Source organism: Parabacteroides sp. PFB2-10, assembly GCF_029893085.1.
Classification (GTDB): Bacteria; Bacteroidota; Bacteroidia; order Bacteroidales; family Tannerellaceae; genus QVMG01.
In genome coordinates, this window is the sequence record NZ_JARXWI010000006.1 from 119,731 (window position 1) to 141,462 (window position 21,732).

The 21,732-nt window shown below is 46.9% G+C and carries 22 protein-coding genes; 2 read left to right on the forward strand and 20 right to left on the reverse strand.

From position 1 onward, the window contains the following. Positions 1-73: 73 nt before the first annotated feature. Positions 74-649, reverse strand: a complete 576-nt coding sequence (locus tag M2137_RS07170) for an FKBP-type peptidyl-prolyl cis-trans isomerase (RefSeq protein ID WP_280765783.1) — start codon at positions 647-649, stop codon at positions 74-76. A 163-nt stretch (positions 650-812) separates the two neighbouring features. Between M2137_RS07170 and M2137_RS07175 the strand changes: the two genes are divergently transcribed. Further along, positions 813-1,247, forward strand: coding sequence for a thioredoxin domain-containing protein (locus tag M2137_RS07175; protein ID WP_280765784.1), 435 nt, complete (start codon positions 813-815; stop codon positions 1,245-1,247). A 20-nt stretch (positions 1,248-1,267) separates the two neighbouring features. Continuing rightward, positions 1,268-1,516, forward strand: coding sequence for a hypothetical protein (locus M2137_RS07180; RefSeq protein ID WP_280765785.1), 249 nt, complete (start codon positions 1,268-1,270; stop codon positions 1,514-1,516). Here the strand turns inward: M2137_RS07180 and M2137_RS07185 are convergent. The 19 genes from M2137_RS07185 to M2137_RS07275 form a co-directional block, all read right to left on the reverse strand. Beyond that, positions 1,501-3,087: an FAD-dependent protein gene (locus M2137_RS07185; RefSeq protein ID WP_280765786.1), complete on the reverse strand. Its 1,587-nt coding sequence runs from the start codon at positions 3,085-3,087 to the stop codon at positions 1,501-1,503. The two genes, M2137_RS07180 and M2137_RS07185, sit on opposite strands and share 16 nt — an antisense overlap. A 20-nt stretch (positions 3,088-3,107) precedes the next feature. Continuing rightward, positions 3,108-4,478: a DNA repair protein RadA gene (gene radA / locus M2137_RS07190; RefSeq protein ID WP_280765787.1), complete on the reverse strand. Its 1,371-nt coding sequence runs from the start codon at positions 4,476-4,478 to the stop codon at positions 3,108-3,110. Positions 4,479-4,593: 115 nt separating this feature from the next. Further along, entirely contained in the window at positions 4,594-5,760 is a 1,167-nt protein-coding gene (locus tag M2137_RS07195) for a glycosyltransferase (RefSeq protein ID WP_280765788.1), read from the reverse strand. Positions 5,761-5,762: 2 nt separating this feature from the next. Further along, entirely contained in the window at positions 5,763-6,920 is a 1,158-nt protein-coding gene (gene lysA, locus M2137_RS07200) for a diaminopimelate decarboxylase (RefSeq protein WP_280765789.1), read from the reverse strand. Between the two features lie 67 nt (positions 6,921-6,987). Beyond that, positions 6,988-8,328, reverse strand: coding sequence for an aspartate kinase (locus M2137_RS07205; protein ID WP_280765790.1), 1,341 nt, complete (start codon positions 8,326-8,328; stop codon positions 6,988-6,990). 75 nt (positions 8,329-8,403) lie between these two features. Then, positions 8,404-9,081: an ATP-binding cassette domain-containing protein gene (locus M2137_RS07210; RefSeq protein ID WP_280765869.1), complete on the reverse strand. Its 678-nt coding sequence runs from the start codon at positions 9,079-9,081 to the stop codon at positions 8,404-8,406. 64 nt (positions 9,082-9,145) lie between these two features. Then, positions 9,146-9,739: a bifunctional phosphoribosyl-AMP cyclohydrolase/phosphoribosyl-ATP diphosphatase HisIE gene (gene hisIE / locus M2137_RS07215; protein ID WP_280765791.1), complete on the reverse strand. Its 594-nt coding sequence runs from the start codon at positions 9,737-9,739 to the stop codon at positions 9,146-9,148. A gap of 26 nt (positions 9,740-9,765) precedes the next feature. Beyond that, entirely contained in the window at positions 9,766-10,518 is a 753-nt protein-coding gene (hisF, locus tag M2137_RS07220) for an imidazole glycerol phosphate synthase subunit HisF (RefSeq protein WP_280765792.1), read from the reverse strand. Positions 10,519-10,596: 78 nt separating this feature from the next. Continuing rightward, the gene (gene hisA, locus M2137_RS07225) at positions 10,597-11,313 is read right to left on the reverse strand and encodes a 1-(5-phosphoribosyl)-5-[(5-phosphoribosylamino)methylideneamino]imidazole-4-carboxamide isomerase (protein WP_280765793.1); all 717 of its coding nucleotides are present in this window, start codon (positions 11,311-11,313) and stop codon (positions 10,597-10,599) included. Further along, positions 11,310-11,900: an imidazole glycerol phosphate synthase subunit HisH gene (hisH, locus tag M2137_RS07230; protein ID WP_280765794.1), complete on the reverse strand. Its 591-nt coding sequence runs from the start codon at positions 11,898-11,900 to the stop codon at positions 11,310-11,312. Before hisH ends, hisA begins: the two co-directional genes overlap by 4 nt. Before the next feature lie 541 nt (positions 11,901-12,441). Beyond that, on the reverse strand, positions 12,442-13,167 hold the full coding sequence (locus M2137_RS07235; protein ID WP_280765795.1) for a CpsB/CapC family capsule biosynthesis tyrosine phosphatase: 726 nt from the start codon (positions 13,165-13,167) through the stop codon (positions 12,442-12,444). A gap of 3 nt (positions 13,168-13,170) precedes the next feature. Beyond that, a complete protein-coding gene (locus M2137_RS07240; RefSeq protein WP_280765796.1) occupies positions 13,171-15,519 on the reverse strand; it encodes a polysaccharide biosynthesis tyrosine autokinase in 2,349 nt (782 codons plus the stop codon). 18 nt (positions 15,520-15,537) lie between these two features. After that, the gene (locus tag M2137_RS07245) at positions 15,538-16,329 is read right to left on the reverse strand and encodes a polysaccharide biosynthesis/export family protein (RefSeq protein WP_280765797.1); all 792 of its coding nucleotides are present in this window, start codon (positions 16,327-16,329) and stop codon (positions 15,538-15,540) included. Between the two features lie 412 nt (positions 16,330-16,741). Next, positions 16,742-16,963, reverse strand: coding sequence for a hypothetical protein (locus tag M2137_RS07250; protein WP_280765798.1), 222 nt, complete (start codon positions 16,961-16,963; stop codon positions 16,742-16,744). A 138-nt stretch (positions 16,964-17,101) separates the two neighbouring features. Next, the gene (locus M2137_RS07255) at positions 17,102-18,193 is read right to left on the reverse strand and encodes a GDP-L-fucose synthase (RefSeq protein WP_280765799.1); all 1,092 of its coding nucleotides are present in this window, start codon (positions 18,191-18,193) and stop codon (positions 17,102-17,104) included. 7 nt (positions 18,194-18,200) lie between these two features. Then, complete coding sequence (gene gmd, locus M2137_RS07260) at positions 18,201-19,271, reverse strand: GDP-mannose 4,6-dehydratase (RefSeq protein ID WP_280765800.1); 1,071 nt, start codon at positions 19,269-19,271, stop codon at positions 18,201-18,203. A 244-nt stretch (positions 19,272-19,515) separates the two neighbouring features. Continuing rightward, positions 19,516-20,265 (reverse strand): glycosyltransferase family 2 protein, encoded by a 750-nt coding sequence (locus tag M2137_RS07265; protein WP_280765801.1) that lies wholly within the window; start codon positions 20,263-20,265, stop codon positions 19,516-19,518. 18 nt (positions 20,266-20,283) lie between these two features. After that, positions 20,284-21,180, reverse strand: coding sequence for a glycosyltransferase family 2 protein (locus M2137_RS07270; protein WP_280765802.1), 897 nt, complete (start codon positions 21,178-21,180; stop codon positions 20,284-20,286). A 3-nt stretch (positions 21,181-21,183) separates the two neighbouring features. Continuing rightward, positions 21,184-21,732, reverse strand: a complete 549-nt coding sequence (locus M2137_RS07275; protein ID WP_280765803.1) for a putative colanic acid biosynthesis acetyltransferase — start codon at positions 21,730-21,732, stop codon at positions 21,184-21,186.

The window sequence follows — 21,732 nt, forward strand, 5'->3', positions numbered from 1 at the left end:
AGCTGACTTGCTTTACACCTTCGGCTAAGCGAATGATGTTTCAATTTTCAACTTTCCATTTTCAATTATATGATTAGTGGCATCCGCCGCATCCGCAACCATCGTTCTGGGCATGGTCGCCACAGTCGCCACCTTCACAGTCACCACAGCTACAACCACCGGCCGGAGCTGTCAATGCAGCAATCTCTTCAGCTGTCGGCTCATGTACGTCGATCACCTTACCAGTGAAATGAAGTGTCTCGCCTGCCAACGGATGATTGAAGTCCATCACAACCACCTCTTCGCCTACTTCCAATACGGAACCCATCATGCGGTTGCCTTCATTGTCCATCATAGGCACGGTTTCGCCTTCTTTGATGGCGTCTGAATCGAATTTACCATCCACCATAAAGATATCTTTGGGAAGGTTGATCACGTGATCTTCCTGGTATTCGCCATAAGCATCAGCGGCAGCAATCGTAAAATCAAACTCATTGCCTATTTCCAGTCCGCTCAGTGCTTTCTCGAAAGCCGGGATCATCATGCCAACCCCATATATGAATTGTAATGGATTCTCAACGGTTGCCCGTTCCATTAATTCCTGTTCGCCTTCGTCTCCTACGTTCAGGTCGTACGTAACCGCCACGTATTTTCTTGTTGAAATTTTCATTATCCGTTTTATTTTGATGAGTATAATGTACAAAGATAATACCAATCGAAGGATTTACCTTACATTTAAACCAATAAAGTCGATTTTTGAACGGTATTCGTTCTCTTTTTTATGCAGATATTTGCTTAGGTATTAGAAACGATAAATAGAAAAGAACCTTATTATGGAGCAACAAATTTTCAAAATCAGACCATGGCATTTGGCAACAGCCTTAATTTTACTTATTACATGTATCCATGTAGTAGGTGCCAACAGGTTGAACGCAACGTATGTGATTCCACAAGCCGAGCAATTAGAGCTGCTGACAGAAAACGATTTCGCGGAAGCAACCTCATCGGGTATGATTTGTATCCTTTTTTATCATAAGGACAATGAAACCAGTCAGGAGATGGAGCAAAACCTGATTCGTGTCCGGGAGGAATATAAAGATTCTATTCGTTTCTATAAAATGGATATGGAATCGATAGATGCCCGTCGTCTTTCCCCGCATATTGTGGGTATGCCCAGCATACTTATATTTAAGAATGGAGAGGAAAAGGCCGGAATAATGGGACATTCTTCAGCCAGCAATATCCGGAAAATCATTAATCGCTGCTAAAGGGGAAGGGGGATTCTGATATGATGAGATGGATCAGACAGTTTTTGTCTGCTAATCAAAAGGCTTTGATAGGTGTGATCTTAGGCGCAGTAATAGGGTATTTGTACTGGTATTTTTACGGGTGTTACTGGGGTGTGTACTACCTGTTTTCCGAGTGTTGGGTGAACAGCCTCTTGGGGGGACTCTTAGGAGGGTTGATTATTACCTCCGTAGAGGATATGAGGCATAATTCACAGGCGGAAAAGGCCGATGCTCACGGAGCCGCATAAGCTTGGGCAATCGATTCGGCACACCTCTCTCCGTCCATCGCGGCCGAGACAATACCTCCGGCATAACCGGCTCCTTCCCCGCAAGGATAGAGACCTCGCAGGGTAATATGCTGACAGGTTTCGCGGTCGCGTAGGAGGCGGACAGGGGAGGAGGTTCTTGTCTCCACTCCGATCATCAACGCTTCGTTGGTCAGAAAACCGGGCGCTTTCCGCCCAAACTGGCGGAAGCCATCTTGCAGGCGTGAGGTGATAAACTCCGGCATCCAGAAGTGTAGGGGAGAGGCGATCAGCCCCGGCGTGTAGGATGATTCCGGTAGATCGAACGAGTTCTTTTTCCGGATGAAGTCCTCCATGCGTTGTGCCGGAGCGATTTGTTTTTGTCCACCGTTCAGCCAGTTGAGCTCCTCGAGGCGTTCCTGAAAAGCCATCAGGGCAAGGGGTGAGTCCGGTTGCACTATCATCTTTTCCCCTTTCATCAAGGTAGGATAGTCTTCCGGATGGATTTCGACGACCATGCCCGCGTTGGCCCAGCGCGAACCCCGATTAGAGGGCGACATCCCATTCACCACCACCTGACGTGAGCCACTGGCGGCCGGAACGACAAAGCCTCCGGGACACATGCAAAAAGAGTATACACCGCGCCCGCTTGCCTGGGCAACGAAGCTGTATTCGGCGGCAGGAAGATAGTCTCCCCGTCCTTCTTTGCGGTGATATTGGATCTGATCGATCAGGTGTTGCGGGTGTTCCAAGCGGACACCTACGGCAATGCCTTTGGCTTCTATGGGAATTTGTTGCTCGTATAGGTAGTGATACACATCGCGGGCGGAATGACCGGTTGCCAGAATAACCGGGCCATGGAAGGTCTTTCCGGTATTTGTTTCAATGCCAATCACCTCCTCTTTCTCGATAATCAATCGCTCCATCCGTGTTTCAAAATGCACCTCTCCGCCGCTGCGGATGATTTGTTCGCGCATATTCTCGATAACACGTGGCAGCTTGTCCGTACCGATATGCGGATGAGCATCCGACAGGATAGCCGTGCTGGCACCATGCTGGCAGAATACCTGTAATATCTTATCCACTGATCCCCGCTTTTTGCTCCGCGTATAGAGTTTTCCATCCGAGAAAGCCCCGGCGCCCCCTTCGCCAAACGAATAGTTCGATTCGGGATTTACCTGATGTTCCCGGCTGATGAGTGCGATGTCTTTCCGGCGGTTGTGTACATCTTTCCCGCGTTCGACCACTACGGGGCGTACCCCCAGTTCGATCAACCGCAAGGCAGCAAACAGCCCGCCCGGCCCGGCTCCCACCACAACCACCGGCTTTCCTTGCGACACATCCGGATAGTCAATCACCGGATATTCATTCTCTTCCGGCTGCTCATTGATAAATATACGTAACTTTATATTGAGATAGATCGTACGCTGCCGGGCATCAATGGAGCGTTTCAATACACGCACGGCTGTGATGGCAGATAACTGTTCGCCGGTTTCGCGGGCAGCCACCTGCTTTAATGCCTGTTCATTGACCGCCTCTTTGGGGAGAAGGCGCAGTTGGAGTTCTTTGATCATGGGTGGATTGGCTGTTTGGGTCAACTAAATAACTGTCGGAAGGCATCTTCTACCTTTCTGACCTGGATGATTTTGATTTTACTCTTTGAGGTATCGAAGCCTTTCAGGTTGTTATGCGGAATAAGAATGCGATCGAAGCCCAGTTTCTCGGCCTCCAGGATGCGCTGTTCGATGCGGTTCACCGGGCGTATCTCCCCGGAAAGTCCTACTTCGCCTGCCAGACAGGTGCCCGGTTCGATGGTGATATCCAAGCTGGAGGAGAGGATGGCGCTGATCACCGCCATGTCGATGGCCGGGTCGTTCACCCGCAGTCCGCCGGCAATATTGAGGAAGACATCTTTTTGTCCCAGTTTGAAACCCGCCCGTTTCTCTAATACGGCCAATAGCATGTTCATGCGTCGGATATCAAACCCGGTAGCGCTGCGCTGAGGCGTGCCGTAGACGGCAGAGCTGACCAACGCCTGTGTCTCGATCAGGAAAGGACGAATTCCTTCGATCGTAGCGGCAATGGCAACTCCGCTCAATCCCTCATGGTTCTGTGTCAATAGGAGCTCGGAGGGGTTGCTCACCTGACGTAGGCCGTTTTGCCGCATTTCGTAAATGCCCAGTTCAGCTGTGCTTCCGAAGCGGTTCTTGATGCTGCGGAGGATGCGATACATATAATGCTGGTCGCCTTCAAACTGAAGCACCGTATCGACAATATGCTCTAATACCTTGGGGCCGGCAATGCTGCCTTCTTTGTTGATATGCCCAATCAGCAATACCGGCACACCGGTCTCTTTAGCATACTTCAGGATAGCGGCGCTACATTCGCGCACTTGCGACACACTGCCCGGCGACGATTCAACGCTTTCGGTGTAGACAGTCTGAATCGAATCGACAATCATCAGATCCGGTTGGATATTCTGTGCCTGCACAAAGATCTGTTCCAGTTGTGTCTCGGCAAGAATATAGCAGTCGGTATCGTCGTTGGAGAGGCGTTCGGCACGAAGTTTCAACTGCCGTCCGCTTTCTTCGCCTGATACATAGAGTGTCTTCAGCCCCTTCAGTCCTAATACCGTTTGCAATACCAGAGTGGATTTGCCAATGCCCGGTTCGCCTCCGATCAATACTAAGGAGCCTTTCACCAGACCGCCTCCCAGCACACGGTTCAGTTCCGCATCCCTCAGATCGATACGCGCCTCTTCCTCCGTCGTAATATCACGGAGCAGGGTAGGGCGGCTCTTCCCTTGATCGGTAATGCCTGGGATCGTACGCTTGGCCGCCGGTTCTTTGGCGACAAGTTCTTCCACGTATGTGTTCCAGGCTCCGCAAGCGGGACATTTTCCCACCCATTTGGGCGAATCCGCGCCGCAGTCGGAACATATATATACTGTTTTTGTTTTTGCCATCGTGCAGTAGGTGTGATTATCAGACACAAATGTATGAATAATAATTGTTTTGAACTGGAATTTTGCTGATTAGTGGATTTCCAGGATTAGATTTATTAATCAGCGAAATACTGGCTTAAGACAATCGGAAGGTGTAGTCGTTCTTCCCTCGGAACATACGGTAGATCCGGATATACAAGCTGTGGAGTGGTTGGATGATCTCAAATAGGAACAATAGTCCGGTGGCTGGCTTTTGTTGCAGCATCTTGGCTGACTTATGCAAAATGACCGCTTTGGTGATAAAGCGGATAACAAACAGCAGCCCGGCAGCTACGCTAACAAGCCAATTGCCGGCCAGGCCGATCAGGATGGCAGCGACGACGGCTAAGAGGAAGAAGAAATAGCTAAGCTCTTCCAACCGGTAGAAAAACAGTTTGCCCCCTTTATAAAAGCGTTGGGTAGCCGCGCGTGAAGCTTTCATCTCGCGCCAGATATTATAACGATCGACCTCCTGCATCCGGGTGATGCTTTCCGGCGTGTAGATCACCTCGGTGTTCTTTCGGTTGGCAGATTCATTGATGAAAAGATCATCATCGCCGGCATGTAATCCTAAGGATTTCTGGTAGCCATTGTGTTGAAAGAACAGCTCTTTGCGGTAAGAGAGATTGCGTCCGTTGCCAGTGAACGGGCGATGGCGCAATGCAGAAGAGAGATAAGACAAACCGGCCAATAGGTTATCATAGGCAATCAATTTGTGCATAAAGCCTCCTTTGAATTCATAAGCACAAAAGCCTAAGACAATCTCCGTGTCTTCCTTATAGGCATTACCGATAGAGGTGATCCAGTCGGTTGAAACAGGATGACAATTGGCTTCGGTAAAAAGCAAGAGGCTGTTTTTAGCCGCTTTAATACCCACGGTAAGCGCAAGCTTCTTGCGACTCAGGTATTTGACATCTTGGGGTATATAGGTATGGTAGAGATGTCCGTATTCCTGCTCGAATGTTTTAAGCACGTTGTCGCTTTCGTCGGTAGATCCGTCGTTGACAACAATGACTTCATAGTTCGGATAGTCTTGTTTGAGAAGCGAAGGAAGATTCTTTCGTAAGTTTTCCGATTCATTCTTTGCATAAACCACGACCGAAACGGGCGGGTATTGTATTGTTTCCGGTTGGGTTCTTTTCTTGGCTCGACGCAAGGGGCGGGCAAAGGCAATCAGCCAGTATAATAATTGAATGATAAAGAAAACCCCGACAATACCGGTCAATAGGAGTTCAAGCGGAGTAAATACGAATAGATGTTCCATGGTTATAATTCATCCGAATAATAGGCAACAGGTAAACGACGGCAATTGTATTGGGAAGCCATCACCTCTCCATAAGCACCGGCCGAACGCAAGGCGATCAGGTCGCCACGATGGGCGCGGTTCAGTTCAACCTCTTTCCCAAACACATCCGAAGATTCGCAGATGGGACCGACCACGTCGTATAGTTCAACCTCGTCATCGTTGCTGATGTTTTCAATACGGTGATACGCATCGTACATAGCCGGACGGATCAGTTCGGTAAATCCGGCGTCAAGAATAGCAAACTGCTTCACCTCGCCCTTCTTTACATATAAAACCTTTGAGATCAGATTGCCACATTGGGCAACAATGGAACGTCCCGGCTCGAAATGAACCTGTTGCCCCGGTCGTACCTGCAAGAGTTTATGAAAGGCGGCAAAATAATTGTCGAATGGCGGGATAGGCATATGATTCGGATGATAGTAATCGATGCCCAGTCCTCCTCCGAAATTGATATGTTCCACCTGCAGTTCTCTTTTCTCTAACTCATCCTGTATATCATTGAAGCGGATGGCCAGGTTGCGGAAGGCGGAGATATCGGTGATCTGCGAACCGATATGGCTATGAATGCCGATCAGTTTCAGATTGTTCAATGTCTTCAATTGATCGAGCACATCATTCAGCATACTCAGGTTGATGCCGAATTTGTTCTCTTTCATGCCGGTTGTTATCTTGGCGTGCGTACGGGCATCCACCTCCGGATTAATGCGAAGCGCGATAGAGGCTGTTTTTCCTCTGGCCGCAGCTATTTCGTTGATGATCTCGAGTTCGACAGCCGACTCCACATTGAAACAAAAAATATCATTATCGAGACCTAATTCAATCTCCCAATCGGCCTTCCCTACACCGGCAAAGACAACTTTATCCGCCGGAAAACCTGCGTCGAGTGCCGCACGAACTTCGCCGCCACTGACACAATCCGCCCCGAAACCATACGCCGCAATAGTGGAAAGAATACGTGAGTTAGCATTTGCCTTGACCGCATAATGCACATGGTAGCCATACTTGCCCGATTCGGCCTTTACGGTGTCTAATGTCTCTTTCAACAGCGCTATATCGTAGTAATAGAAAGGTGTCGGAATCGCTTTGAATTTTTCTGTAGGAAATGTTCCTTTGAGCATAATGAATTGGAAAATAGCCCCACCAACCTCCCCCAAGGGGAGGCTTATGAGGCAAATTTATACTATTTTAAGCCTCCCCTTGGGGGAGGTTGGTGGGGCCATTAAACAAATGATCGCTTAATGCTTGCAGCGCCTTTTTCTTGTCGTCGGCTTTGATCAACAGGGAAACGTTGTAGTTGCTACCGCCATACGAGATCATACGCACCGGGATATTCTTCAATGCCTGCACAATGCTGGCCTCGAATCCGATGTTTTCCCAGTCCATATCGCCCACCACACAAACAATCACCATATCGGAGTCAACCGTTACCGTTCCGAATTTCTTCAGATCGTCGATGATCTCTTCCAGGTGTTTGCGGTTGTCGATCGTAACGGATACACCCACTTCCGAGGTAGTCACCATATCGATCGGTGTCTGGTAGTTTTCGAAAATCTCGAATACCTTACGCAGGAAGCCGGTGGCTAATAACATACGTCCACTCTTTATCTTAATAGCCGTGATGTTTTCTTTGGCTGCGACCGCTTTGATTTTGCCCTTCTCTGTTGCGTTAGAGATCAGTGTGCCGGGCGCTTCCGGTTCGATGGTATTCAATAGACGTACCGGGATGTTATTCAATTTGGCCGGAAGAATACAGGTCGGATGCAGGATCTTGGCTCCAAAATAGGCCAACTCAGCCGCTTCTTCGAAGTGAAGGTTGCGAACGGGCGCTGTTTTGTCGACAATACGCGGGTCATTGTTGTGCATACCGTCGATATCGGTCCAGATCTGAATCTCTTCCGAAGAGATAGCTGCTCCGATCAAGGAGGCAGTATAATCGCTGCCTCCACGTTGCAGGTTATCGATTTCACCATATGCATTGCGGCAAATGTATCCCTGAGTGATAAACAGATCTGCATTTTTATTCTCTTCAAGCAGTTTGCTGAGTTTCTCTTTGATGTAAACCGGATCGGGTTCCGCATTCTTATCCGTACGCATATAATCCAACGCAGGCAGAAGAACAGAGTTAATGCCCTGCTCCTGCAGGTACAGATTCATCATACCGGTAGAGATCAATTCGCCCTGTGCCAGGATTACGCGCTCTTCAAACAAGGTGAAGATATCTTTGGTAAAGGTGCGGATATGGTCGAAATGTGTTTTTATCAGTTCTTTGGCTTTCTGTTTATATTCGGGTGTACGATAAAGAGCTTCCACATGGTCATAATATTTCATGGCCAAACGGTTGATAATCTCATTGGCTCCATCCGGATTCTTCTTATACAGATAATCAGATATTTCCACTAATGAGTTGGTTGTACCGGACATGGCTGAGAGGACAACGATATTACGTTCGCCCGCAATCAGTTTTGCTACATCTTGTATTCTCTGTGCTGATCCCACAGAAGTACCGCCAAACTTTAAAACTTTCATTTCCTTCTTTTGTAATTCTTATTAATAATCTTCTCTATGTCAGTCTCTAAAACGCTTGCAAAGTTACATAAAAAATTATTCCCCTACATCACTCAGGCAGGCATTCTCACATTTCACCACACGAGCCGGGTAATTATGAACCAATGTGTAGTTGTGCGTAGTCATCATAACTGCTGTTCCTTTCTGGCAGATATCATGCAGTAATTGTACGATCTGCCCGCTTGTTTCCGGGTCAAGATTGCCTGTCGGTTCGTCTGCCAGGATCAATTCCGGATGGTTGAGCAGGGCGCGAGCAATCACAATACGTTGCTGTTCGCCGCCGGATAACTCATGAGGCATCTTATATCCCTTGGTTTGCATGCCCACCTGTTGCAATACCTCCTCGATGCGGGCATTGATCTCATTCTTCTTTTTCCAACCGGTGGCTTTGAGGGTGAACTCCAGGTTTTTGATTACCGAGCGATCGGTCAGTAGCTGGAAGTCCTGGAATACGATACCCAGTTTGCGGCGAAGATAAGGAATATCTTTCCGCTTGAGTTTGCGAAGATCATAGCCCATCAGCCAGGCTTCGCCCTCTTTGATAGGGATCTCCCCATAGAGCGATTTCAGGAGGCTGCTCTTCCCGGAGCCTACTTTACCAATGATATATACAAACTCCCCATTCTGCAATGTGAAGTTGCAACCACGCAGAATCATATTCTCATCGCGGCTGATCTCTACGTTATCTAATCGGAGTAAGGTGTCCATTCGAATTATGAATTGTGAATTATGAATTATGAATTACGAAGAGTCGAAAACAATTCATAATTCATAATTCTCATTTGTGTCTCTTCTTCAGTTCCTTTGCCAGGTCTTCAATCCGCATGCCTTTGCTGGTGAGCAGGACAATGAGGTGATAGATCATATCGGAGGCTTCGTAAATAAAGCCTTCGTTGGTCCCATTGGTGGCTTCGATCACTGTTTCTACAGCCTCTTCGCCAACCTTCTGCGCCATGCGGTTTACCCCCTTCTGGAAAAGTGAGGTGGTATAGGAACCTTCCGGCATCTCCTGCCGACGCACTTCGATAAAGTTCTGCAACTGCTTCAGGAACAATACATCCTCTTCGTTTTTCTCTCCAAAGCAGGTGTCCGTGCCTGTATGGCATACAGGTCCTGCCGGATTGGCCTTGATCAACAGGGTGTCATTGTCGCAATCTTCCTTGATCGATACCACCTGCAGGAAGTTTCCGCTGGTTTCCCCTTTCGTCCATAGACACTCGCGGCTGCGGCTGTAAAAGGTTACCTTTCCGGTTTTAACCGTTTTGTCGTAGGCCTCTTTATTCATAAAGCCCAGCATCAACACTTTGCTGGTGTTATTGTCTTGTATGATAGCAGGGAGTAACCCGTTCAGTTTGTCAAAATCTAATTTCATTCTAATTCATAATTAACAATTCATACTTATCTTACGCAGATACCTTCGTTGCGCAGGTAGTCTTTTAGTTCGCTGATATTGATTTCACCAAAATGGAATACGCTGGCAGCCAATGCCGCGTCCGCCTTCCCTTGGATAAATGTATCTCTGAAATGCTCCATCTTGCCGGCGCCTCCGGATGCGATCACCGGAATATGCAGCTTGTCAGCCAACTCGGCCAGCGCCTCATTGGGATACCCCTCTTTCACACCGTCGTGCGTCATGCTGGTAAACAGGATCTCTCCCGCACCCCGGCTCTCCGCTTCGGCAGCCCATTCAAACAGTGTCCGTTCCGTAGGGATGCGTCCTCCGTTGAGGTAGCAAAGCCACCTGTCGTTTTCATAATTGGCATCGATAGCCACCACGCATACCTGACTCCCGAAGTTTTTAGCAATCTCTTCGATCAAAGCGGGATTACGCAAAGCAGCCGAATTGATCGATACCTTATCAGCACCGGCATTCAACAGACGATCGACATCCGTTATCTCATAGATCCCGCCGCCAACCGTGAAAGGGATACTGATATTAGCCGCCACTTTCCGAACCAGATCCGTGAAGGTCTTGCGTCCCTCATGCGATGCCGTTATGTCCAGAAAAACCAACTCGTCGGCTCCCGCTTCGCTGTATTGAGCACCCAGTTCAACCGGGTCTCCCGCGTCACGGAAGTTAACAAAATTAACCCCTTTTACTGTCTTGCCGTCTTTTATATCCAGGCATGGAATGATTCGTTTTGCTAACATAATCTCTTTTTTAATGATGAATTATGAATTATGAATTATGAATTTTTGAGTTCTTCCCTCATAATTCATAATTCATAATTAACTAAAAGCGCTCAGCTCTTTTAGTGTTATCTTCCCTTCATAGATAGCCTTACCGAAAATAACCGCCGGTATCTTGGCCTCCTGTAGTTTCTCTATATCTTTTATCGAGCTGACACCGCCACTGGCAATCACATACACCTCCACCGCTTCACGGATCTCTCGATAGAGATCAACTGCCGGGCCTTGCAACATGCCGTCGCGGCTGATATCCGTGCAGATCACCTTGGTGATGCCTTTTTGGTGGTATGATTCGATAAACGGGATCAGTTCCAGCTCCGTACTCTCTTCCCATCCGCTGATAGCAATCTTGCCCTCTTTCGCATCGGCACCGAGGATAATACGCTGGCTGCCATATTTTTCTATCCAGGAGGTAAAAACTTCCGGGTTTTTAACCGCAATGCTACCGCCGGTCACCATCTGAGCGCCACACTCAAAGGCAATCTCCAGGTCTGCCTCCTGCTTCAAGCCGCCTCCGAAATCAATCTGAAGATCGGTGCGTATGGCCAGTTTTTCCAAGGTACGGTGGTTGATAATACGTCCCATGCGGGCGCCATCGAGATCGACCACATGCAGCCGGCGTATGCCATGATCTTCAAACATCTTGGCTACTTCAAGCGGATCTTCGTTGTAGATCTTCTTTGTATTGTAATCCCCTTGCGTCAGGCGTACGCACTTTCCGTCAATTATATCTATGGCAGGAATAAGTTCGATCATATATGCAGGAAATTTTGTAAAATGATTTCACCAACAGAACCACTCTTCTCGGGATGAAACTGGGTCGCGTAGAAATTATCCTTATGCAAAGCGGCGCTGAAAGGAAGGATATAGTCGGTCGTTGCCGCCGTATGTCCATTGATCGGCACATAATAGCTATGCACAAAATAGACAAACCGGCTTTCCAGATCAGAAGAGAGAAGTTCGCTCTTCACGTCTGTAATCGTGTTCCATCCCATATGCGGCACCTTGTCTTCATGCTTTTGTGGAACAAAGCGTTTCACCTCCGTGTCGAATATGCCCAGGCAATCCGTATCGCCCTCTTCCGAATAGCGACACATCAGTTGCATACCCAGGCAAATGCCCAATACAGGTTGCTTTAATTCGCGAATAAGCTTATCCAGGTGATTGGATTTCAGGTATTCCATAGTCGTAAAAGCCTCGCCTACACCAGGAAAAATCACCTTGTCGGCCTTTCGGATCACCTCGTGATCGGCCGTGATCGTAGGAGTAACCCCTATGCGCTTCAATGCGTAGTCGACAGAATAAATATTTCCGGCATTGTATTTGATAATGGCTACTTCCATTGCTTTTTATCTTTAAATCGACCGCAAAAGTAACAAATTATCATGAGATATCGGTGTTTAGCTATCATTAATATACTTGTAGAACGGGATTTTACTTTCTATTCTTTTATGGAGCTTTCAGCGAATAGCTTCCGCTTGGTAGGATGCGCGGAGAGTACTGTAAATAGGTAGGCGAAGAGAGGGGAATCGCTCGGGCAAGCCCACACCGTTCATTTTCGCACGCTAACTTTCTAAATGTTAAAATACGGATTGTAAGCAAAATGACTGTTTTGCTTACAATTCCATACGTTAAAAAATGTTTCTCCCGGGAGTTTGTCTCCGAAGTCCCGCTTTTTTGCGCGCAAAGTCGGGCGGGAATTACAAATCGTAAATTGGAGGTTTTGTCGGAAATAGGGAAATTAACAATTGTTTACATATAATTACGGGATGGTTGAATAGCTACATAATAAGGAGAATTCAATTGTTGTATTTAAAAACAATGTGGGTGTACCAAAGATAACTTTTGGTACACCCACATTATGTTGAAAGAGAGAAGAGTTATTTACCAGACCAGATGATTATTCTCCAAGAGCCGGGTTAGTTCTTTCTTTTCGTTTTTATCGATATGGATCGACTCTATCCCTTTTTGGTATCTTTCCCAGTTATGGATGTCTGAACCGATATGATCATAACGTCCCTCCTTCAGTAAAATACGAGCCATATCCTCCGCCCGCTTGCCGTAATGCCCCGAAAGCGATAATAGGTTGAGCTGCAGCTTACACCCTTTGTTTTTCAAATCCCTATAATCTGAATCGACCATATACATATAGCGCTCCGGATGTGCGATAATCGGATTATACCCGTCGAGCACCAAGTCATACAACAGCGTGATCAGATCGGGTGGAGGTGCCATGTAGGAGGTCTCGACCAATACATGCCGGCCGTTCATAGCCAATAGTCCCTCCTGACGCCAAACCGGGAAGCCCATATCCAGCATATATTCGGCTGCCAGACGCAATTCGATATCTGCCGGCTTCTGAGAAAGTAATTCCTCAAATCTCTCCTGGTAAAGCGCTTTATAGTTCGTGTCGGTCGTATCCATCACATGGGATGTCAGATACATCCTTCGCACACCCAACCGGGCTAAAGCCGTTAGGGTACGGATCGATTCTTCCATCGTAACAACCCCATCGTCGACACCCGGCAACAGATGCGCGTGTATATCGGTCATACCGTCCAATAGGGCGGTAGACAACAGACTCTCTTTGCGTGTAAAAAAAGAAAACATCGTTTATTTCTCCTCTTTCGAGTAACCGTATCCGTAGGTGTAGCCGTAGCCATAACGATAGCCGGTCTTATCATAGCGGATATCATTGAGCACGGTACACATGTTTGTATAACGATCTTCCCGATACAACCGTTCGATATCAGGCAACTGGCGACGATCCAACAAGCCGGCACGCACCACATAGACCGTGATATCCGCCACGCGGTTGATGATCGAAGCATCCGCTACAATGCCTGCCGGTACTGTGTCTAAGATGATATAGTCGTATCTCCGCTTCAATAGTTCGATCAAAGCCTCCAGACGGTTGCTCAATAACAGCTCCGCGGGGTTGGGAGGTACCGGCCCGACATGCAATACATCCAGGTTGTCCTCCAGGTAACCATGCTGAATAATATCATCAACATGATCGACCCTGCCCGACAGGAAGTTGGTAATCCCTTGCCCTTTATAGCCGACCCGGTCGCTCAATGTCCCTTTGCGGATATCCAAATCGACCAGAATCACCCGCTTATTGGTCAACGCCAAGCTCACTGCCAGGTTGGTGGAGATAAATGTTTTTCCCGAGCCGGGCGAAGAAGAGGTAAACATCACCACCTTCATATCTTTGGCCTTCACCCGCATAAACTCCATATTGGTACGGATGATACGGAAAGCTTCCGAAACAGAGTCGCGGCTCTCCTTACGTACCACCACGTCGTTCCCGTTCTCTTTCTTATCACGATGGGGTATCTCGCCCAACAACGGGATCGTAGTGGCCTCTTCCAGGTCTTTGCGTCCTTTCACCTTCGTGTCGAGTGTGTTTTGCATCCAGATAACACCTCCCGGAATGATGCAACCCAATAGAAAGGCTGCCAGCAGAATCACGGCTGCCTTCGGAGCCACCGGGATATTACTGCCCGAAGCAGCGTCTACAATGCGGGCATTGCTCTCGGTCATTGCCTGCGACAAGGCATTCTCCTCCCGTTTATTCAACAGGTAGAGATAGAGTTCTTCTTTGATCTTTTGCTGACGTTCGATCGAAAGCACCTCTTTTTGTTGGGAGGGAACGGCGGAGATACGACGCGCGGTCTGCACCTCACGTTGCTTCACGTTGCCGATCTGCAGGTTGAGTCCCGCAATCAGGTTGTCGATCGCCCGGATAATAGTCTGCTTCATGGCGCTGAGCGAGTTGTTCAGATCCATCACCACCGGGTTCTTGCTGCTGCTGTTGCCGATCAGTTTGTCGCGCTTCAACAGTAATTCGTTGTACGAAGCGATCTGTCCTTCGATATTCATATCCGACAATCCGGTGTTGGAAGGGATCAGATCGGAGCTATGAGTCGGAGCTGTCAGGTACTCCCGGATATACTTCGCCAACGACAACTGGTTCTCCAATGCCAGCTCTTCCTGACTGAGTTGGCTGGTTGTCTGCAGATACATACCCGATTCCGACTGAATATCGGTCAGTTGATGTTCTCGCTTGAACGACTCGATATCCGAATCGACCGAGCCTAATTCTTTCTCTATAATAATCAGACGCTCATTAATAAACTCGGAGGTATTCACCATGATCTGGTTTTTGTCGTTTACCACATCGGCATTATAGACATCGATCAGGGTATTGAGCACATCCTCCGCCCGCGCGATCGATACATCCTGCAACGTCAGGTCGATGATAGTGGCGGTCTTACTGGCCAGCGATACCTGCAAAGCACTCTGGTAACGGGTCACCACACTCTCCAACCGCTGCTTCAACACCGTAACCGGCGTATGCAGATAGGAGTCAGTAAAATACAAGGTCGGGGTGACCACCAACGGGCCAATGGCCGTTTGCAGCGTATCATTCAATAGTGTCTTATAGGATTCTTCCAGGTATAGCTCTTCTCCCGATTCGGTGATGATCCGAAAATCGGTCAGACTCACCTCCTTGTCGGAGGTCAGCGTAGCTACAAAAGAGAAACTCTCCATCTCATCCACCTCCGGAAAAGAGGCAGAGATCGGGGCACGGGTATAGAGTTCCTGCGTGCGAAGTGCCTCTTTGACCGTGTAGCTGACATCCAGATTCAACTTCCGTGCCGTTTCCCGCATCAGTCGTCGCGACTTGAATACCAATACCTCGTTGTCTACATTCCGCTTCATGTTAAACATCGACAGCTCTTCAAAAGCAGCCGCCTCGCTGGCTCCTCCACTTCTGGAATCATCCTTTATCAGCACCGAAGCCGTACGGGTGTATTCTTTTGGCGTTATCTTCAGATAAAGAAAAGCCGCGCCAAGGCAAAGAATAATAGACAATACGAACCAATACCATTTCCCAACAACAATATGAACAATATCAACCAGGCTTATAAACTGTTCTTCCTCTTTTCTTTCCATTTCTCTTTCGTACTCTTCTTATTTTTTGAAAATCAATACAGCCACCGTCGTCAAGAAAGACAAAACGGAAATCCAGACTCCGATTGTATTGTTTTGATTGATATCACTCTGTTCCGCTTTCCGCTTGTTCGGTTCTACATAGACAATATCATTTTGTTGCAGATAATAACAGGGAGAAGTAAATATATCCGACGAACGGAGGTCGTGATAAAGAATCGAACGTTTCCCGTCTTTCTCGCGGATCACCGCCACCCGGTCGCGCTTTCCGTAAATGGTCAGGTCACCTGCCATACTCAACGCCTCTAATAAAGTGATTCGGTCGCCAGAGATGCTGAAGCTACCCGGGCGGGCTACCTCGCCCATCACCGATATCTTATAGTTCAGGAACTGCACCGTTACGATCGGATCCTTGATCAGGTCTTCCTCTATCAGTTTACTTTTGATCAATTCTTTCAACTGGTTGCGTGTCAATCCCTCTACCTTTAGTCGCCCGAGAATCGGGAAGTCGATCTCCCCATTCGGATCCACTAAGTAACCCAATACCCGCTGCGTCCCGTAGCTCTGTCCTTCGGTACCCAACTGATAGGTCACCATCGGCATATTAAACGGCATAGCCAACTCCGGGTTCCGGCTGTTCACCATAATGGCTAATAGGTCGTCATGGTGGACAATCACTTCGTAGTTTTGCTCGATCGGCACCATCTTATACGGATCTACATCCTGCAGATAAAGCACATCCTTCGGACTCCCACACGCCACCAGCCATAGGGTTAATACAAGGCACACACTTAGTTTGTAAAACTGTTTCATTTTTTAGTTGTTATTTGAATTTATTCATTTGTCAATTTGTCTTAGATGCGTGTCGAAAATGATATTTCCGGCATCTTACGGATAGTATAACAGCCACACACTACACATAGTTCATCCACCCCCCCCTACATTCATTCACACTATGAAGAACAACCTATGGCTAAATCAGTCTGCAAAAATACGATATAAATTGATAAACATCCCCTGGTAGGTTAGTATTTCTTTTTGAACTACACAATCTCATAAATAGTGTGCTGTCTTTTCGGTCTATTCGGCAATGTTGTTTTTATATCATACAGCAATTCATCCACATACCTCAACGCGTTATCTTCCAATCCAAAATAATCCTTTTCAAATAAGATAGTGGTCAAGTTATTAAAATAGTCTAAGGCTTCCGGTAAAAAAACTATCCTCATTTCTTATCTTGCTTGTATAGCTCCCTGATATGTTTTTTTGCCCCAATAGCAAAATCCTCCATATTAATCGCACGATAAAAGTCGTCGTCTGGTTCCTTTATTGGTTTTAGACTGGCAGTCTCCTCGACTAAAGGCTCCTCCGTTTGGTAAACAGATGCAGGCTCATGGAGGTTGTCCTGTTTGTCGGTCTTGTCGTTTGTGTTGTATGTTTGTTTCATAGCTATTTGTTCTTATACAAATATACTAATTTTTTCTGAGATTACGACGTTTTTATTCTTTCTACTTGGTGCGACTTGGGGTTACTTCGTGGTTAAATCTCTTCTGAACCACGAAGTGGCTCTAAGTCACACGAAGTTTTATTTTCTCAACATGGAAAGCGAGGAAAGATACCATTGATACATCCGATGCACCCCCTCTTCAATCTCAACCTGATGCTGCCAGCCTAAGTTATGTAACTTGCTCGTATCCGTCAGTTTGCGCATCGTACCATCCGGCTTGTCCTGATTGAATACGACTTTCCCTTTATATCCGGTCTCTTCTACAATCAACTCCGCCAACCCGGCAATACTGATCTCCTTGCCTGTCCCGATATTGATATGGCAATTACGAACCTCGGCTGTCCCCGGCTCATAGGTGTCTTTAAAGTCAACGTGTTCCATAATATACACGCAGGCATCAGCCATCTCTTCGCTCCAGAGAAACTCACGAAGCGGCTTCCCTGTGCCCCAAAGCTCCACCTGCTCTTTACCGATTCCATAGCTTCCCAGAAGGGCTATAATCGCTTCCTCCGGACTGTTCTCATCCACCCCTTTCACCGGACGAACCTGCAAATCCTGGCGTATAGCCTGCCAGTTGTCTTCATGCAGACACTTCGCCAGATGTATCTTCCGCATCATAGCAGGCAACACATGGCTCTTCTCCAGATCGAAGTTGTCATTCGGTCCATACAGATTGGTCGGCATCACCGCGATATAGTTCGTGCCGTATTGCAGATTAAAGCTTTCGCACATCTTCAATCCGGCTATCTTGGCTATGGCGTATGGCTCATTGGTATATTCCAGTGGAGCGGTCAACAGAGCTGTCTCTTTCATCGGCTGTTCCGCCTCCCGCGGATAGATACAGGTGCTGCCTAAAAACAACAGTTTCTTTACATTGTGCCGGAAGCTCTCGCCGATTATATTTTGTTGTATCTGCAGATTCTCGTAAATAAAATCCGCCCGATAGGTATTGTTTGCCATAATCCCCCCCACGCGGGCAGCCGCCAGGATAACATACTCCGGCTGCTCTGTGTCGAAGAACGCCTTTACCGCCATGCCATCCAACAGATCCAATTCCTGATGCGTTTTCCCAATCAGGTTGGTATATCCTTTATTTACCAGATTCTGCCAAATGGCTGAACCCACCAATCCGCGATGGCCTGCCACATATATCTTTGCTGTTTTCTTCATCGCTCTCTTACGCTTCCATTCCTGACTCCTTCACAAACGCCATATCATGCGCCATCATAATCTTGACTAACTCGTCAAAAGAGGTCTTACGTGGGTTCCATCCCAACAGGGTCTTTGCCTTGGTCGGATCACCCATCAACTGCTCCACCTCCGCCGGACGGAAATATTTCGGATCCACCTCCACCAATACCTTGCCCGTCTTCCGGTCAATGCCCTTTTCTTCTACGCCTTTGCCTTTCCAGTCGATATCGATACCGGCTTCGTTGAATGCCTTCGTGCAGAACTCCCTCACCGAATGCATCTCACCGGTGGCGATCACAAAGTCCTCCGGCCTGTCATGTTGCAACATCAGCCACATACACTCCACATAGTCTTTCGCATAACCCCAGTCGCGCAACGAGTCCAGGTTCCCCATATACAACTTATCCTGCAACCCCTGTGCGATACGGCTTGCGGCAAGGGTGATCTTACGGGTTACGAAGGTCTCCCCCCGTCGTTCGCTCTCATGGTTAAACAATATACCATTCACCGCAAACATACCATACGCCTCCCGATAGTTCTTTGTGATCCAGAAGCCATACTGCTTCGCCACTCCGTACGGGCTGCGGGGATAAAAAGGCGTCGTCTCCTTCTGGGGCACCTCTTGTACCAGACCAAAAAGTTCGGAAGTGGAAGCCTGGTATATCCGGGTCTTCTTCTCTAATCCCAGGATCCGCACCGCCTCCAATAAGCGAAGCGTACCTACCGCATCGGTCTCTGCCGTATATTCAGGCGTGTCGAAACTCACCTTCACATGGCTCTGTGCCGCCAGGTTATAGATCTCATCCGGCTTGATCTGTTGTATGATGCGGATCAGCGAACTCGAATCGGTCATATCGCCATAATGCAGATTGACCGCCCGCGACTGCTTCATGTCGCGCACCCACTCATCTAAGTACAGGTGTTCGATACGTCCGGTATTAAAAGAGGAGGAGCGACGAAGTATCCCATGTATCTCATACCCCTTCTCAATCAGAAACTCAGCCAGAAACGAACCATCCTGTCCGGTAATCCCGGTAATTAAAGCAACTTTCTTCATATATTATTATTTTATACTTCTGTCTGTTTTGAAGATATTTTAATCGTAATTATAGTCATAAACGGCAACCTTCGGTATGAACCCACAACAGCCCAACAGGAGATCTTGTAAGATATAACGGCAAGGCAGACCGAAATGAACTATCTAAAAGCTCCCCGCCTTCGCAAGGCGGGGAGCCTTTAGATAGTTATCTGCCACTATTCTCAGCCACAAGATAGATAAATTATTTTGAAGCGATTCCGATTCACCTCCTGAAGTATTCTGTTATTTTATACAGATACCTCAGTGACAACAGGAAGCGATTGGTAGAAACTCCGTTCTCCCTGAATGCCCTCAAATGCTCCTTCATAATCTGTTTATGCGAAGAAAACCCATTGGTGCTAAGTCCCCCTGTGCGCATGGTGACAAAATTCATCGGAAGATAGGCTGTCTTTATCTGATGAATATACAGATACCGAAGCAAAAGCTCAAAGTCAGCGCATATCTTATAATCCGTTTTGTATAATCCATACTGCTCATAACAGCCTCGTTTCATGTAAAAAGAGGGATGAGCCGGCATAAACCCCAAACGCATAAGAGGGCGCTTGAATATCTTAGAAGAGTATTTGCGCACAGATTTGGAGAGATCCGTAGGCTTCACAAAGTGAATATCCCCATAGACAGCATCCACCGGATGCGCGGCAAACGCATCGACGATATGCTCTACAATGCGTTCATCCGTAAAGAAATCATCCGAGTTCAAGATCCCGATGATATCCCCCGTAGCCAGCCTGATCCCCTTATTCAGGGCATCATACAGTCCTTTGTCTTTCTCCGACACCACTGTTTGCCTATCGGAGGCATACTGCCCGATAATATCCAACGTCTTATCCGCCGAGAGCCCATCAACAATAATATGCTCTATATGCGGATAGGTCTGACGATTGACAGAAAGCATCGTATCCACAATCGTAAATTGACTGTTATAGGTACAGGTGATAATGGAGACTTTCATCAAAACACTTTTAGCTTACTAAATATCTATTTGATATTTCTCTTTTAGATAATCTCTTATCTTTTTTTTATCTGAACCACACGCCCTTTTCACTTCCCAGACCTTAGCGTCTACTAAAGTTCTATACCACCAACCTTGCAGAAAGTGCCATAGAAAAGCTTCTTTTCCCTCAGTAAAACCCAATCGAACAATATATCGATAGATAAAATAGAGAAAAGGGCGAAGAAACAAGGGCTTTCTAACATAAGATTCTTTCAATTTTCTTTTTTTATGTGCTTGTACTCCTATGTTACCAATAGCGGATTGGTCATTCTTTAAGTTGTATTCTATATCCAACAAGTCCGCGGCTTCCCGAATAGCGTAGCCGACATGCTTAATACTCCACCAGGAGATATTGTTGAGATTATAATCGACAAAATCATATTGGAACTCGACACATCGTCCTTCTGTGATTTGAATGTGCTCGTCCATTAGCCGTTGTTCACAAAAAGCTTTCTTATATCTGAAAATCCGTAACAACTTTACAGGATAAACACCCTTCTTTATCCATTTCCCTAAAAAATAGTGGCGCCGTTTCAGAAGAATTCCTGTCACATCATCAGGTTGTATGGGCAATTTCTCTTTTAATTCTTCGATCAACTCCTGTGTACAATACTCATCTGCATCTAAACGAAGAACCCATTTAGTTTGGATAGGAAGATTCTCTAATGCCCAGTTAAATTGTTTTGCATAATTGTTTTCCCATTTGTTCTGAAAAATAGTTGCACCTGATTCTTTAGCGATATCCAAGGTGGCGTCTGTTGAATAAGAATCCACAATAAAAACATCCTTCGCAATAGATTTCATATTCTCTACACAACGCTGAATATGCATTTCTTCGTTATAAGTCAATATAATGACAGACAGATCAAGCATAATTTAGTTTTCGATAATTCGTTTTTTGATAAATTTAGCAGGGTTTCCTCCGACTACAGTCCAAGGTTCCACATTTTTAAATACTGCTGCACGAGCCCCGACGACGGCTCCTTGACCAATTGTAACACCCATGCCAACAAATGCGTCAGCAGCAATCCATGCTTGATCTTCTATAATAATTGGAGCTGTAATCAATGGGTGAAGTGGGTTTGTAATATCGTGGCTTGCAGTACATAAATATGCACCTTGTGAAACTGTAGTATTGGCTCCAATTTTTATCGGTGCTACATTATAGCAATTCACACCGGAAGCCAAGCAGGCATGTATATCCATCTCCAAATTGGCGGGATAATAAACTTTTGTAGAAGAATAAACGATAGCAGTCGAATGTATCTTTGCTCCAAAGGCTCGAAGAAGAAAACGCTTCCAGCCACTACCTATACTTCGAGGTAATGGGCGAGCAAAAACATTCCACACAATTGCCCATAGCATCCTTATTAGTTGATGCTTTCGACTCAATGAATTGTGATACCTTGAAAGATCTATTTCCAT